The sequence below is a fragment of the Acidaminococcus intestini DSM 21505 genome, assembly GCF_000425045.1.
Lineage (GTDB): Bacteria > Bacillota > Negativicutes > Acidaminococcales > Acidaminococcaceae > Acidaminococcus > Acidaminococcus intestini.
In genome coordinates this window covers 149,362-165,360 of sequence record NZ_AULA01000001.1, presented here as the reverse complement: position 1 = coordinate 165,360, position 15,999 = coordinate 149,362, and the positions used below count along the sequence as shown (strand labels likewise).

Here is a 15,999-nt window from a genome sequence, read left to right as displayed (position 1 = left end):
TCATGAAATCCACAGACGAAGTAAAAGTTGGAGCCGTGACGCTGGGAGGGTTTGTTATCCTGGCGCTGATGCTCACCTTTTTGGGTGTATTCAGTTTTGCGTCCCGGCAGTATAAGCTCAATGTCATCTTTGACAATGTCAATGGTCTCAAAGTCGGCAACGAAGTCCGCTTTGCCGGTGTTCCGATTGGAAAGGTCGATGATATTCTCGTCGATGGGTCCAAAGTCAAGGTTGTCATGAAAATTGACCAGAAACAAAAAGTGCCCCGTAATTCCCAGTTTGGCATTGGCATGGACGGCGTCATGGGAACCAAGTTTGTTACCATTACCCCTCCGGAGATTGCTACAGGTGTCACCTTCCGGGAAGGGGAGACAATCACGGGGCAAACAACGGGAGGCGTTGATAAGCTCATGAGTTCATCGGGCAAGGTTATGGAAAAATTGGAGACGGTTGCTGATGCCTTCAGCAACGTCTTTGGTGATAAAGCTGTCCAGAAGTCCATGCGGGAAGGTTTTGTCCAGACCGGAGAAATCACAAAGAACCTCAATGCCTTTACGAAGGCTTTGGCCCAGATGGCCCAGGATAACCAAGGTGATATCCATGCCATGGTCGGCCAAATGAAGGAAATGACAGTCCACATGAACAGCATCATGACCCAGGCTGACAATAACGGCGAAACGGGCCGCAACGTAGCCCTCATGGCGGCCAATATGAAGGACGTCAGTGAAACCATCAAGGAAACAGCGGCTTCCCTTCAGGGCGTTGTGACCGACCCTAAGGTCCAGGACGATCTTAAGATTACCATCCATAACGCGGCTGAAACAAGCGAAAAAGCAAACCGCGTCATGGGCGTCGTTGCCGATGCCCGCATCCGGACAGATGTCATGTATCGCGACAAGGACAGTAAATGGCGTGCCGATATCGGTGCCGAACTGCCGACAAGCCAAAATGATTTCTTCTACCTCGGTGTGAGCGACGCCGGCGGCGATGATGATTTCAATTTCCATTACAACAAGCGCCTTGGCAAGTTCATTGTGGGCCGTGTTGGCCTCATGGAAGGCGAATTTGGTGTTGGTGCGGATTGGCTCTTGTCGCCCAAATTCCATCTCTTTACGGATTACTATGACTTCAATGACGGTAAGCTCAAGGTAGGCGCTGAGTGGGCCTTTTCCCCAAAACTGTCCCTCATTGGAGAAAACATGGATGTCCTTGATGGGCATAGTGATCTCACCTACTTGGGACTGAGGGCCCGTTTTTAAGGATTTGTGAACAATTGGTGGAACGGGAGTAAAAACCGGCTCACCCCGTTGACTTTCAAAAATATTGCGCATATAATGTGTATTACTGACTAGCCAGTCAGAATTTGAGGAGGGTACGATACGTCATGCATATCCATAAAAAAGCACTGATCGGCGCTGTCTTCTTGAGTGTCCTGTCTCTTGGCACCGCTTTTGCCCAAGAGGCACCTCAATCTGTCAGCCTCGATCTGAATAAGGCCGTTCGCATGGCCCTTGAAAATAACTCTGATGTCAAGATTTCCTCGTCCGAACTGGATGCCGCTAAGGCCGGACTTGACGCGGCTCGGGCAGCTCGTTGGGGAAGCATTGATTTTGCTCATTCCACGGGGCGGAACATGAGGTATAAGACGGCTGCTGGTGCAACGCTCGCTACTGGCCCTGTGGGGACAAACAGCAGCACGAACACTGTGAGCATTTCCGTTCCTATCTACACGGGCGGGAAACTCGAAGGTCAGATAGAAGAAGCCAAGGCCAACCAAAAATATTATGAATATGGCATGAATAGCGCCTACCAGACGACGCGCTACAATGCGGCCAAGGGATATTATGATGTCCTTGAAAGCATCAATACGGTGAACCTCCAGAAAGAAACCGTGGACCGGCTGGCTGAGCATCTGAGGAATACCCAGTCCCAGTTTAATGTAGGTGTTTCCGCAAAAGTCGATGTTCTTCGCAGTCAGGTGGAACTTGTCGATGCCCAGCAGACCCTGACCCAGGCCCAAAATTCCTATGATGTGGCCGTAGCCACCTTGAACAACGTCTTGGGGCTTCCGACGGGGACGCCTCTTTCCCTGAGTGAAGGGCTGGAATATAAACCCAATGACTATACCCTTGATAACTGCCTTTCCTACGCCATGCTGAACCGGCCCGAGATCCATCAGGCCCAGGCTTCCGTTGATATGGCAAAAGCAGAACAAAAGATTGCCAACGCGGCAACCCTGCCGCAGGTGAGCCTCAGCGCCGCTAATGGCTGGGCTGATGACCGTTTCCCTGGTGCCCATAAATATGAGTGGTCCGTTGGGGCTTCTGTGGACTTCAACATCTGGGACTATGGCGTCAATGCTGCTAAGATCCGTCAGGCCAAGGCTAACGTCGTCAAAGCTGAGGAAAGCTATCGCCAGATCAGCGACCAAGTGAATCTTGCTGTCAGAACGTCGTACCTTAGCATGCGGGAAGCAGAAAAACGCATCAAGACAACGGAAGTCGCGGTTGAACAAGCAGAAGAAGATTACCGTATCGCCCAGCTGCGCTACCAGGCCGGTGTGGGAACGAACACGGACGTCCTCGATGCTTCCGTTGCCCTGACGACCGCCAAAAATAACTACATCCAAGCCCTCTATGATTACAACACGTCATGGGCACTGCTTGAACAGTCCATGGGTGTTCCGACGGATGTGGAAGAATAAGATAGGAGTGCTCGGCGCACAAATCGTACCGGTTTGATATGAAGACATGCCCCCATTGTTCTATGGAAACAATGGGGGCATGTTCTTTTGTGTGATGGACGTCTCACCTTAGGAAAGGGCCGGCCCGTCGGACCGCGAATGACTTTTCACCGCACCTTACAGTTTTAGCGTCACTCTCTCATAGCATTACAGCATTCCTAATCCCGTTCAACTAAAATTTATTTTCTTCTTTCCCTTCACTTTGGTATACTATAGTTGTATCTATGGGAAAACGGAACAACCAGCCCCTTTTTCACCTGATTTTCCCAAGGGGAACGGTATCCCGTTCCAGAAAGGCGGATCATGCGGCCAAAATGGAAAAAACGCCTGCCTTTCCTTCTCCTTGTCATACCGGCACTCTATGTAGGGACATTCAAGGTTCTCATGCCAAGGGTGCTTCCCACGGTGCGGCCCATGGTGGAGGAAACAGCGGCTCAGTATATCAACGGAAAACTCCATATTGACCGGATTGAAGTCAGCCCGGACCTGACCTTCCGCATCAAGGACAGTGCAATCTATGACCGAGCGGGTATCCTTGTGGCAAAGATTCCGGAAGTCGCTGTTCGCGTCAATCCATTGAACCTGTTGCTGGGACACGGGACTAGCAGGATGGTGAGCCTTGTTGCCATCAACAATCCAACGGTGTATATGGTCATGGACAGCAGCGATCGCTGGAACGTGGAAAATCTTATTAAAAAGTCTGAGTCGTCCAGTGAGGACTTCCGCGGCTTAGTGACGGTCAATCGAGGCTCGATTCAGCTTTCAACGCCTTATGGCACATGGCATGTCGGTGCATCCGGTTCCATTGACCTTGTCCATAACCCTGTCTATGGTCTTGACATGGATCTTACGACGGAAAAGGGGGAGACACTGCAGCTGATCGGTTCCATTAAAAGTGACGGAACCGGAGAAGTGTCGGCGAGCACTGAAACTTTTTGCGTAACGCCCTACGCGGCCCTTGTGGCGCACTATGCCCCTATAGCGGATCTTGCAGGAACCCTTTCAAAGCTTTCTGTTACCTGGCGCAACGATGATCAGGAAAGTAAGCTTTCGGGGAGCGTCAAGGCAGATTCCCTATCCTTATCCGTTCATAAGGACAATCTCTTGCTGCCGCTTACGGCTGTAGGAACGGTCCACTTTGATAATAAGGACCTTGCTTTTACAGATTTTACGGTGTCCCTTGATAGGTCATCGGTTACCTTGAATGGGGGACTTGACCTTACTGACGCACAGACGCCTGTTTTTCACCAATTTGCTGTAAAGACGGATGACTTTGACCTTGACGCAATTCCCTTGGACCTTCCTCTTTCAGGCCGTGTTACGGCAAGTGCCTCCCTGGATGGCTCTTTTGACAGCCTTCTTGCCGCGGGAACCGTGGACAGTCCGGCCTTGACCGTGAAAGGATATGAAATAGATAACCTTCACTTGCCCCTTTCGGCTCAGGGAACCCAAGTAAACGTTACGGACGGAACCTTCTATCTTGCTGGCGGCAAAGGGACCTTGACGGCTTCATATGATACGCAGGACCGCACTTTTGCTGCGACGCTTAAAAGCGAGAGTCTTGATTTGGGAGCGGTGGCCCCTGATGTAGGCAGCATTGTCCTTTCCGGCGACCTCTATGCTGAGGGACGCTATGATGATGACCTTTTTGCCCACGTCCTTAGTGATGATCTGTCCCTCACGGTCCATGGGCTCTCCTTTACCCATGTTGATTTGGGCGCTGTGTATGAAAAGGGTCGCTTGACCTTGGACCGCTTTGCGGCAGATTCGGAAAATGGCGGCTCTGTGACAGGCTCGGGCAGTCTTGAAGGCTCAGCCCTTAAGGGAAATTTTTATGTTACGGATCTCCCTGTGGAACCTATCCTTGCCTCCTTCGGAGAAGAAGGAGAGGGTCTTCTTTCTGCTCACATGATGATTGAAGGAACCACGGATGACCCAGAAGGGACGGCAGCCTTTTCCCTCAAGGATGTCTCCGTTAAAGGCTTTATCGCAAAAGAAGCCCACGGTCTTGTCAGCTGGAAGGATCGTGTCGTCCGTCTGACGAAGGTGGAGCTTGATCCGCCGCAAGGCCGTCACGAACTTGATGGCTCCGTTGTCCTTACGGGTGATGATCCCTGGCTTGACCTGACAGTCGTCACCAAGGGCGTACGTCTTGAACCTTTCTCCGATGCCTTTGCCCTGCCTCTTCCTGTTACAGGAAACCTCACCAATACGGTCCACGTGACAGGGACGCTAAAAAATCCTAATATTACGGGTCATGTGCGGGCCTACGATGGCTCGGTCAATAAGTTCCTTGTCGATGAGCTATCTGGTGACTACTCCGTCAATGACGGCGCTATTACGATGAAAAACTTCAAGCTCCAGGCCTTGACATCGACCGCAACCTTTGCAGGGACCATTGCTAAAAATGGAGACCTTGCCCTAGGAATCGACGCCTACGGCATCATGCTCCAGCGTCTGCCTTGGCTTAAGGAAGCAGCCAGTCTCCAAGGCAGCGTGAACTTTAACGGGGCTGTAAGCGGCAACCTTTCCAATCCGCTTTTCACCGGTGTATTGTCTTCAAATTCCGTAATCATCAACGGTGAGGAGTTCACGGGACTTGCCCTATCCATTGATTCCACGGGGGGCAAAATCAACGAACTTGAAGGCTCCTTCCAGCAGAAATCAGGAGGAGACTATTTCCTGTCCGCTCATATTGACCTTTTGAACCATTACTACCAGTGGAAAGCGGAAGTGGAGCGGGGGAACGTGCGGAGTCTCCTTAAAATGGGCGGCTACGACCTTGATATTGATGGGTTTCTTTCCGGTACCATTGCCCTTAATCCGAATGGACGCCGAACGGGCCTTGCCATCAAAGGTAAGGTGGAAGATGGAAAAGTGCAGGGTGTTCCCTTTGATTCCGCTGATTTTGATATTTTTGGTCACCTCGGCGTTTGGCATATCAACCAGCTCCAGGCCTTTGAAAAAGGCGGCGGTCTCTTTGCTGCCCAAGGTGAAGTGGATATGAAGAACCGGACCTTGGACCTTGAAGTCGCGGCAAATGGCATTTCGCCTAAGATCCTTACGGTAAGCCTTGATGATCCGCCGGAAATTGGGGGTGCCCTCAATATGGCCGCACAGGTCAAGGGGCCCTTTGATGATCCAAATGGGAACTTCTCCCTTGAAGTAACGGGCGGCTCTGTAAGCGGAGTAACCTTCGACTCCATTTACGGCATGGCCACACTGCGGGATGGTATGTTTACTTTGAACCAGTTCCTTGTCCAGCGCGGAATCTATAAGCTGTCTGCCTACGGTACCCTGCCCCTTGACCTGTTACGGGCCAAGGAGAATCGCCGTAATCCCGACGCGCAGATGAACCTTGACTTGCACCTTGACAATGCAAATCTTGACATCCTGCCGACGCTTACGAAATATGTCCAGTGGGCAACCGGTCCTATGAAAGGAAACCTCAATGTGAGCGGGACCTTGGAGGACTATACCTTAGATGGTGCGATTCGTCTCGATGACGGCACCATCAAGCTGCGGGGCATGAATAATACCATCGACCACGTGAAGCTAGATACAGAATTTGCAGGAACGAAAGTCAATCTTAAGGAACTGTCTGCCGTCATTGGCGATCATGGCAGCGTCATGGCGTCAGGAAGCTATGAACTTCATGGCGGGGAATCGCCTTATGCCCTTACGGCGGCTATCCGCGATGTCTTCATTGATTCGCGGCAGATTGGAGGCAAGGTCAATGGGGACATTTCCGTTACACAGAAAAATGGGATCCCATTTGTAGCGGGCGCTCTCAATCTGGAGGACCTCTATATCGGACTGACCTCCGTGCCGAGTTTTGGCAGTGGCGGATCGCCTATTGGTCTTGACTTTACAGTTGATCTCGGGGAGAAGATGCACCTTCATACGGCGTCGTTCTATGATATCTGGGGCGGCGGCAAGATCCACCTCGGGGGAACGACAGCAGATCCGGACATTACAGGCGCCATCAATCTGACAAAGGGGACCCTCAATTACCTCAATACCCCCTTTAGGATGGGCCGCAGCATCGTCACTTGGCCGGAGCGAGGAACGTTTACGCCCCACCTTGATATGAAAGCTTTTACGCGTCTTGGCCAGTACATGATCCTTGCCACCATCGAAGGACCGCTGTCCATGGATGGACTGCAGGTCCATCTAAAGAGTGATCCGCCCAAGGATGAAAATACGCTCAAACGCTTCCTGACCTTGAAGACGGATAACGCGGACCTGACCAACAATGATTGGATGGGGCTCATCGACGCTGGTATCCAGCTAAGCTACCTGTCCGATGTGGAAGATGCCATCAAACAGGCCCTGCAGCTGGACGAACTGCGCGTCTACAGTGGGAGTCTCCAGTCCGGCATTGGCTTTAGCGTCGATGCGAAACGGGCAAATGAAGTGATTGGCGATGATCGGCGGCAATACAACTGGCTTGTGGCTAAAAGTTTCGGCGACAAACTTCGTCTTGGCTATACGGCAAGCTTCGATGGGGAAGACTCGAGCATCTTTGCGGAATACTTCCTCAACCGCCGCCTGAACCTCAGCGTATCCGTCGACGAAGAAAACAGGGCCTGGTATGGTGTACAGTATCATACGAGGTTCTAAAGAAAAGCACGGCCCTGATTGACCTAGGTGCGTGGCCCATTGCTCCTTTTCGGCGTAAGGTGGCGGTGGGCTCACGGGCTATGGGGAGCGAGCGCCCTCTTCCAGTCTGGAGCCCGCCCCCTTTGACTGATCGTTTTCCCCTTCTGCCTTTTTCTGAGCTAGGAGCCGCCTAGAAAAAGGCCGGAAAGGGGAATTCTTTTTTGTGAACTTTTTTCTCGAATCCTGCCTTTGACTAGTAATTTTTCTTTCTAAAGGGTATAATTGTAGCGTGTATTTACTGAATCCAACCAGCTAGAAGGATTCTAACCGAAACTTGTAGGGGGTTATGTATGAATAGCAAATTACATTGGCAACAGCTGTCGGCAGCCATTTTTGCATCTTTACTGCTGAGTTCGCCTGCCTATGCAGAGGTTTCCCACAGCCAGGAAGTGACGTTGACCAAAAATGGGGTCCAGACCCAATCGGGAGAAGTCGGAACCATTGAGGTAACGGAAGAAGCAAAAGAAGGAATTGGCACCGGAACTGGAATCACGGATGACTCTCAAAAAGAGAGTGCCAAGACAGAAGAAACCCTGCCTGATAAGCCCATCTATCGTGAAGTGCGCCGCAATGGCATTACCTATATCGAAAAGGTGGGGAAGGAAACCCTCCAAAAAGAAAGCAAGGAGCAAGAAGCCCAGGATGAGCAGCTGGCAGCCCGTATGCAGCAGCAGAAGGAAATCGCCGAAGCCCAAAACCGCAAGGCGCCTGGCCGCAGTTTCCTTACGCCTGATGATGGAGCAGGCATTGTTGACGAATACGATAAGCTTGCCAATTCAGTTAAGGGATATGAGAATCTGACGGTGACGAAAGTAACCTTTGAGGGCAATCAGCATGAAAAGGCGGAAGTCCTTCAAGACAGCCTCAAGATGAGCGCGGGTACGAAGTTTACTGCGGTTCAAATGCAGGACGACATCCGTTCCCTTTATGAAACTGGCTGGTTCTATGATATCGTTCCGACCTTTACCCGCGTTCCCGAAGGCGTCCAGATTGTCTATCATGTCGCTGAAAACCCCATCCTCACGGAACTTGAAGTTGAAGGCAACACGAAGATCTCGAGCCATGACATCATCCGTGCCATGGGACTTAAGGAAGGCGAAGTGGTGAATTCCCGCGACGTCAATGTCGGGGCCCGCAAGGTGGAAAGCCTCTATGCGGAACAAGGCTATATTTTGGCTAAAGTCAGCGATATCCGCATGCTCCCTGATGGCCATCTTATCCTTCAGGTTGCTGAAGGCGTCATTGAAGATTATCGCGTCAAGGGCAACACAAAGACGAAGGATTATGTCATCATCCGTGAAATGCGCATGAAAAAGGGCGATCCCTTCAACGCCAAGCTGGCGCGCCGTTCCATGCAGAAAATCTACAACCTCGGCTTCTTCGAGGATGTCAATATCCGACTGAATCCAGGTCAGATGCCCAATACCGTATCCGTTGAAATCACGGTCGTTGAGCAGAGCACGGGAACTTTCGGCATTGGGGCCGGGTACTCCGATGCAGATGGTTTCTTAGGCATGGTCAGCGTCGGCGATAAGAACTTCCGCGGGACGGGTGACAGTGTCAATGTCCGTTGGGAATTTGGCGGCGATGATGAAACCAATACCAACTTTGAAGTCTCCTACATCAAACCGTGGATTGATGACAAGGAAACTACGGCGGGCTTTACGTTCTATAATATGACGAACGAATATGCCGATTACGATCGTGACGGCGATGAAATTGCCCGTTACTACAAAAAGCGCATCGGCGAAGAAATTTTCTTCAGCCGCGTCACTGACAACGAATTTATCACTAACCAGATTACCTTGAAAAACCGCGACGACAAGTACAAGGGCAAGGTCGATGGCTACGATTCGAACCAGTACTTTGAAGGCGTTGATGAAGGCAGGTATCTTGGTGAAGACGTTGCTGCGGAACGCCGTAAGAAGAACTTCGGTACGACCCGCAGTATCACCTTTGCCCGTATCCTTGATACGCGTGATAACATTTATGATCCCCGCGAAGGCAAGCGTACCATGTATTCTTTTGAATGGGCAAACTTCGGCGGTGACTTCCGCTTTGAAAAATATCAAGCCGATTATCGTTACTACTATCGCATGGGTAAGGACAATGTCTGGGCACTTAATCTCGGTGCCGGCTATGCCAACGGGGATATGCCGCTCAGCCAGCGCTTTACCGTCGGCGGCAGTGAATTCCTGCGTGGCTACCGCGATGACCAGTTCAAGGGCAACAGCATGCTGAAGGGCTCCCTGGAATTCCGTTATCCAATCATCAAGCAGGTTCAGGGTGTCACCTTTACGGATGCTGGCTATGCTTGGAGCAAGGATTATGATGAAACGGATTTTGACCTGTCCGACCTGAAGTACACGGTGGGCTTGGGACTGCGCATCAACTCCCCGCTTGGCCCAATCCGTCTGGACTATGGCTATCGCCTTGACAGTTCTGATCGGGGCGGCCGCTTCCACTTCAGCTTCGGTGGACAATTCTAAGAGAAAAACGAGGAACGAGGGATAGAAATGATTGAATTTGCCAATAAGAAAAACGTGAAAGTGGTGTCCCTTGCGATTGCCGCCATCTTCGTCATCGGTGCTTTCGCCATTGCTGTGCGGGGTGCCGGTCTCACGGGTGGTTCCGGCGGAACAACTGATTCTGCCATTGGCAAAGTAAACTACAACCAACTGGTCCAGGCCGTCCCAGGCATCCAGGATGCTCAGGTGGAAATGCAGAAAGCTGCCCAGGATGCTGAAAGCCAGTACAACGAAAAAAGCAAGGACATGAGCGACGCCGATAAGCAAAAGCTCCACGAAGAGCTGCAAAAAGGCCTCGAGGATAAGCAGAAAGAACTTGTCGACCCCTTGAAGAAAAAAGTTGATGACGCCATTGTCGCCGTCGGCAAGACCAAGGGGCTTACGGTCATCGTCAATGAAGGCGCTGTCGTTTATGGCGGTGTTGATGTGACGGCTGATGTCCAGGCAGAACTCCAGAAACAAGCCAAGAAAAACTAAGGGCTCATGAAGGAGGAGGGACCTATGAGGAAGCTTATCTGCCTCCTAGTGGCGTGCCTTATGGTGACAGCGGGCTGTGCGTCCCTGAAAAACGGCCTCCTTTCGAGGGAAGTACCACGGTTTGCCGTCGTGGACTGGGACCGGCTCGTCAAACAGCATCCCAAGTACAAGGTGTGGCAAAAACAAAAAACGGACCTTGAAACAGCAAAGGCCCTCCGGGAGCGGCAGCTCAAGGACGGTCATCAGCAGCTTGCCATTTTGGGTAAGATGCGCTCCCTTGCAGGAAAGGGCCGAGACCGCTTCCGTTCCGCCCAGTTGGCGGCAAAGGTTGCGGAAAAAGAAGCCCAGGAACAGGATCTTCTCCAGAAAAAGGCGGAAAGCCTTGATGCAGCGGCTGAATCCTATGTCCAAAAGGACCGGGAAGATGTGGAAACCCGCTTCCGTATCCCGCTCTTTAATGTGCGCTTAAAGCTTGGCAGTATCAAGATGAGTGAAGCCTCCCAAAATGCCTTGCTCCAAGAAGAACAGGAGCTTTTGGATAAGCGCCGTGAGGCCATTGAGGCCATCGAGGAAAAGAAAGCGGCGTGGATCAAGGAGCAGATGGCTTCTGATATCAGCGAAAGCCGTGCCCGCATGGATGCCTTCCAACAATCCCTTACGGTGGATCTTGTAAAGGAAGAAACGGGTCTTGACCTGACGAAAAAAGAACAGCAACCTGGACAAAAAGAGCTTGATACGCTCATTGCTTCCATGGATACTCAGATCCAGCGTCAGGACGCGGAGACGCAGAAACTGCGTGAGGAAATCGACAGTGATATCCTCAGCGCCATCAAGAAAATCAATCTTACCAGGAAGTACACCCTGGTTTTTCGGAATCCGCGGGCCAATATATCGGCCGATGACATCACGGACGACGTGGAAAAAGAAGTACAAAATATAGTTGAGTAAGAGGGATCAGAAACATGAAAAAAATTTTGGCAATCGGTATGATCGTTATGGCCATCTTTGCTTTTGGCTGTGGCCGCAATCAGCAGTTTGGCGTTGTAGATATGCAGAAGGTCCAGACGGACAGTGAAGTCTTCAAGAATGCCACAAAGGAACTGCAGGAAAAAGGCAAGGCTATGGAAGACGAACTTACCAAGGAAACAGAGGGTAAGAGCGATGAAGAAGCAAAAAAAATCTATACGGAAAAAAGTGCCAAAATCCGTACCTTCCAGGCTGAGCAGCAAAATAAAGTAAAGAGCAGTTTTGAAGCTGCCGCGGCTCAGGTTGCCAAGGAAAAGAACCTCGGTGCCATTCTCGTGAAGGAAGCTGTTCCGCAAGGCGGCGTCGACGTCACGGAAGACATCATCAAAGCCATGAAATAATGGACATAAAGGGCGAACCGTGTGTTCGCCTTTTTCCCGTATTCCAACGCTCCATTTTTGTCACTCTGGGATAGACAGGTACGCAGGGGAGCGCACTGCCCAGACTGAACAAATCACAAGAAAGGATGTTAGCTATGGAAAAAACGCTGCAGGAACTGGCAGATCTCTTACAGGGTAGTATTATCCAAGGAGATCCTTCCCTGAAGCTTACAGGCGTGAACGGGCTTGAGGAAGCAGGCCCTACGGAAATTTCCTTTGCCGTACCGCCCTATTTGGAACTGGCCGGTAAGAGCCGGGCCGGCGCCATCATGATTCCTGAAGAAGGAGAACTCAAAGGACCCCAGGCCCTGATCCGTGTAAAGAATCCACGGGCGGCTTTTGCCAAACTGCTGATGCTCTTCCGTCCGCCTGAAAGTGTCGAATCAGGTATCAGTCAGTACGCATTTGTCCATCCGACGGCTCGTATTGGAAAAAATGCCGCCATCCTGCCTTTTGCCTATATTGCAGAAGATGCTGAAATTGGGGATAATGCCATCATCTACCCGCACGTTTATATCGGCCGCCATGCAAAAGTGGGCAGCGACTGCACTTTTTATTCGAATGTCACAGTCCGTGAAAACTGTATCATCGGTGACCGGGTCATCCTCCAGGCTGGCTGTGTCATCGGCGGTGATGGCTTTGGCTATATCACGAGCGAAGGAAAGCATACCAAGGTCCTTCAGACAGGGAACGTCGTTGTTGGCGATGATGTCGAAATCGGCTGCAACACCTGTATTGACCGAGCAACCGTTGACAGTACGGTCATCGGCAAGGGCACCAAGATCGATAACCTTGTCCATGTCGGGCATAATGATGTTATCGGAGAAAACTGCATCCTTGTGGCCCACGTCGGTATTTCAGGATCTGTCACGGTAGGCCACAATACGACTTTTGGCGGTCAGGCCGCGACCGCAGGCCACCTCAAGATTGGCAGCAACTGCACCTTTGCCGGGCGAACCGGCATCATCAGTGACGTCCCGGACAATGTTGTCTGGGCTGGCTTCCCGGCGCAGAGCCATGTAGACTGGCTGCGCATGATGGCCAGTCAGCGTAAGCTCGGTGATCTTGTGAAAAAAGTCCGCAAACTGGAAAAACTCGTGGAAACCCTCGAGAAAAAAGACGATAAATAAAGGAGTTTTGGTTTCATGAAAAAGACTGTTGCGACCCTTGCCATTCTGACGCTTGCTTCTGCCATGCCGCTAGCGGCAGAAGCCAAGATTACGCCAAACGGAACGAGCGGCATTATTAATACCCCGAGCGCCTTTGTCCGTTTGCCAGGCCATGTTTCCGTTGGTTACGACATGACAAAGGATGGACAGATCCTTCATGGCAATGTGGCCTTGCCCCTGGGCCTTGAAGTGGCAGGCGCCCGCTTTGATCCGAAAGACAGCGATATCTATAGCACAGTAAGTGCGAAATGGGAGCTTCTGCGCGAAACCCCTGTAACTCCGGCCATTGCCATTGGCGGCGACGACCTGGGGGATGAAAAGGACCGTCGCGGTTATGTTGTCGTCAGTAAGGCCCTGCCGTTTGGGTTTAAGATTCATGGCGGGATTGGTACGGACCAATACAAAAAGGGATTTGGTGCCATTGAAAAGGACATCAAGCTCGGAAGCCAGTCCCTTACCCTTATGGGGGAATATGACGGCAGCCATTTCAACTATGGCGCATCCATTCCCCTTGCTAAATTTACGACGGCTGAAGTTGGCTATCGGACCCATCATCTTTATGGGAGCGTCAACTTTACTTTCTAACTCATGAGAAAGGTCCGCGGCCGCCTTTCGGGCTGATTTGTCCCAAGGCAGCGCCGCATCCTTTCAAGGGCCCTTTGGGCAGCTCATTCCCGCGGGAAGGGGTGCCAAAGAAGGAGACCCTGCCTTAAGGAGGCACTGCTGCAATGCTTGCGTATTCCCTCATGAAACTGATGAGCCGGATTGCCTGCGTGCAGCCAACCTGCTTCAATGATGCCCTGGCCTATGCCTTGGGCCAAATTGGCTGGTTGGCTACACCCAAATGGCGGCGCTATATGGCCAAGGAAAACGTCAAGGAATGTCTTGGCGTGTCTGAGACTGAAGCAGAACGCATCGCCAAGGAGAGCGTTACCCGTTTCGGGCGCATGCTCATCGAAGTCCTGCGCTATCCCCTCATCAATCAAGCCAATTTTAGGAACCTTGTCCACTTCGAAGGCCTGGAACACCTCGAAGAGGCTTATGCCGAAGGCCGCGGCGTCATCATGTGTACGGCCCATTACGGAAATTGGGAAATGCTGGGGGCCAGTATGGCCCTTCTGGGCTATCCCATCCTTTCCATCACCCGCAAACAAAACGATGGTGACGCGGACCGCTTCATCAACGAATACCGGCAGATGGTCGGCCAGCATGTCACCTACAACCATGGAAAGAGCAGCATGCTTTCCATCGGACGTTATCTAAAAGATAAACATCTTGTAGGAATTCTCTACGATCAAGATTCTGCCCATACGGGGGAGCACCTTGAACTGTTTGGGAAACCGGCCCGTGTCCCTGATGGGGCAGCCCAGCTGGCACGGGTCTTCAAAGCTCCCATTGTCCCGCTTTTCATGCATAATCAGCCTGATGGGACGCTTACGGCCGTTATTCATCCCTGTTTTCACGCAGATCCCCAACTGAGCCGAGAAGAAAACAGCCACGTTATCATGGAAAAGCTCATCCGGATTGCCGAAGAGGAAATCCGCCGCGACCCGGCTATGTGGTTCTGGGTCCATGACCGCTGGAAGGATGGAAAGAGACGTTACCGTGACCGCAAGCATTTCAGCACGCCCATGACGGGCAATTGAACATAGAAAGGTGATTCAATATGGACAACAATAAACAGCACACCCTCAAAGCAGATGTCTGCTGTGACGGGATTGGGCTCCACTCCGGCAACCCAGTTGCAATGACGCTGAAGCCGGCTCCTGCGGACACAGGCATTGTCTTTATCCGTACGGATCTTGAGGGTCGGCCCAGTGTGCGAGCCATTGCTTCAAATATTTCGGCAACGACACGAGCCACGACGCTGACTGAAAACGGAGCCAGCGTCACGACCATCGAACACGTCATGGCCGCCCTTGCCATCCTTGCCATTGATAACTGCTACATCGAAATGAACAGCGCCGAACCGCCTGTTGGTGATGGCTCAGCCAAAGGCTTCATGGATCCTATCTTAAGGATGGGCCTTCTTGAACAGGACGCACCGCGTCACGTCTACGCCATTGATCACGCCTTCAGCTGTTATGACGGCGACCGCTATCTTGTGGTCCTGCCTTATGACGGCTTTCGCGTGACCTTTACCTCCATCAATCCCCATCCGCTGCTTGGGACCCAGGTCCTTGATGTGACGGATGCGGGGGATACGCTTTCCCAGGAAATTGCTCCGGCAAGAACCGTAGCCTTTGAAGAGGAAATTGCCCAACTGCGCAAGATGGGCCTTGGCCTTGGCGGCACCGTCGAAAATGTCGTTGTCTTTACTAAGGACGGGGGAACCCTGTCCAAGGTCCGCTTCCCTGACGAGCTTATCCGTCATAAGATCCTTGATGTCATTGGTGACTTGTATCTGTTGGGACCCATATCGGCCCATGTTATCTGTATGAAATCGGGGCACGCCTTCAACGACAGCGTTTCCCGCCAAATCGATGCCTACCGCAAGGCGAATCCGGCCCAGTAATCGCCGCAGCGCCTTAGATTTTGAAAGTAAGGAGTCAAGAAAATGATTACGTTAGACATTCAGGAAATCCAAAAAATCCTTCCCCATCGGTATCCCATGCTCCTCGTTGACCGTGTGGTCGAACTGGAACCGATGAAACGGGCTGTGGGTATCAAGAATATCACCTTCAACGAACCGCAGTTCATGGGCCACTTCCCGGGTAATCCCATCATGCCGGGTGTCCTGCTCATTGAAGCCATGGCACAGGTTGGGGGCGTGACGCTGCTTTATCCGGAAGAAAACCGCGGTAAGATTGCTGTCTTTGGCAAGATCGACAAGGTGCGTTTCCGCCGTCCAATCAAACCGGGTGATCAGCTCGTTACGACGGCAGTCATTACGAAAATCAAAGGCAACATGGGCGTTGCCCACTGCGAAGGCACCGTCGATGGGGAACCAGCCTGCGAAGGGGACTTCTTCTTTGCTCTGGCCGAGAACAAGCAATAAACAAGGGGTGAATCAG

At 51.7% G+C, this 15,999-nt stretch carries 12 protein-coding genes; all 12 read left to right on the top strand.

Features of this window, described 5'->3' with window-relative positions; genetic code table 11:
* The first annotated feature begins 2 nt into the window (after positions 1-2).
* Positions 3-1,259, top strand: coding sequence for an MlaD family protein (locus H503_RS0100770; protein WP_016459427.1), 1,257 nt, complete (start codon positions 3-5; stop codon positions 1,257-1,259).
* A gap of 125 nt (positions 1,260-1,384) precedes the next feature.
* Positions 1,385-2,704, top strand: coding sequence for a TolC family protein (locus tag H503_RS0100765; RefSeq protein WP_014128808.1), 1,320 nt, complete (start codon positions 1,385-1,387; stop codon positions 2,702-2,704).
* Positions 2,705-3,046: 342 nt separating this feature from the next.
* Positions 3,047-7,366 (top strand): translocation/assembly module TamB domain-containing protein, encoded by a 4,320-nt coding sequence (locus H503_RS0100760; RefSeq protein ID WP_022227478.1) that lies wholly within the window; start codon positions 3,047-3,049, stop codon positions 7,364-7,366.
* A gap of 329 nt (positions 7,367-7,695) precedes the next feature.
* Positions 7,696-9,894, top strand: coding sequence for a BamA/OMP85 family outer membrane protein (locus H503_RS0100755; protein ID WP_016459429.1), 2,199 nt, complete (start codon positions 7,696-7,698; stop codon positions 9,892-9,894).
* Between the two features lie 27 nt (positions 9,895-9,921).
* Positions 9,922-10,410 carry an OmpH/Skp family outer membrane protein gene (locus tag H503_RS0100750; RefSeq protein ID WP_014128806.1) on the top strand — a complete coding sequence of 163 codons (489 nt, stop codon included), beginning with the start codon at positions 9,922-9,924 and terminating at the stop codon, positions 10,408-10,410.
* Positions 10,411-10,434: 24 nt separating this feature from the next.
* Positions 10,435-11,358 carry an OmpH family outer membrane protein gene (locus H503_RS0100745; RefSeq protein WP_016459430.1) on the top strand — a complete coding sequence of 308 codons (924 nt, stop codon included), beginning with the start codon at positions 10,435-10,437 and terminating at the stop codon, positions 11,356-11,358.
* Between the two features lie 14 nt (positions 11,359-11,372).
* Positions 11,373-11,777 carry an OmpH/Skp family outer membrane protein gene (locus H503_RS0100740; RefSeq protein ID WP_009016385.1) on the top strand — a complete coding sequence of 135 codons (405 nt, stop codon included), beginning with the start codon at positions 11,373-11,375 and terminating at the stop codon, positions 11,775-11,777.
* A 134-nt stretch (positions 11,778-11,911) separates the two neighbouring features.
* Positions 11,912-12,946: a UDP-3-O-(3-hydroxymyristoyl)glucosamine N-acyltransferase gene (gene lpxD / locus H503_RS0100735; RefSeq protein ID WP_014128805.1), complete on the top strand. Its 1,035-nt coding sequence runs from the start codon at positions 11,912-11,914 to the stop codon at positions 12,944-12,946.
* A gap of 15 nt (positions 12,947-12,961) precedes the next feature.
* A complete protein-coding gene (locus H503_RS0100730) occupies positions 12,962-13,570 on the top strand; it encodes a YjbH domain-containing protein (RefSeq protein WP_009016383.1) in 609 nt (202 codons plus the stop codon).
* Between the two features lie 143 nt (positions 13,571-13,713).
* Positions 13,714-14,631, top strand: a complete 918-nt coding sequence (locus tag H503_RS0100725) for a lysophospholipid acyltransferase family protein (protein WP_009016382.1) — start codon at positions 13,714-13,716, stop codon at positions 14,629-14,631.
* Between the two features lie 20 nt (positions 14,632-14,651).
* Complete coding sequence (gene lpxC / locus H503_RS0100720; RefSeq protein ID WP_009016381.1) at positions 14,652-15,500, top strand: UDP-3-O-acyl-N-acetylglucosamine deacetylase; 849 nt, start codon at positions 14,652-14,654, stop codon at positions 15,498-15,500.
* 42 nt (positions 15,501-15,542) lie between these two features.
* Positions 15,543-15,983, top strand: coding sequence for a 3-hydroxyacyl-ACP dehydratase FabZ (gene fabZ / locus H503_RS0100715; protein ID WP_014128804.1), 441 nt, complete (start codon positions 15,543-15,545; stop codon positions 15,981-15,983).
* Positions 15,984-15,999: the final 16 nt, after the last annotated feature.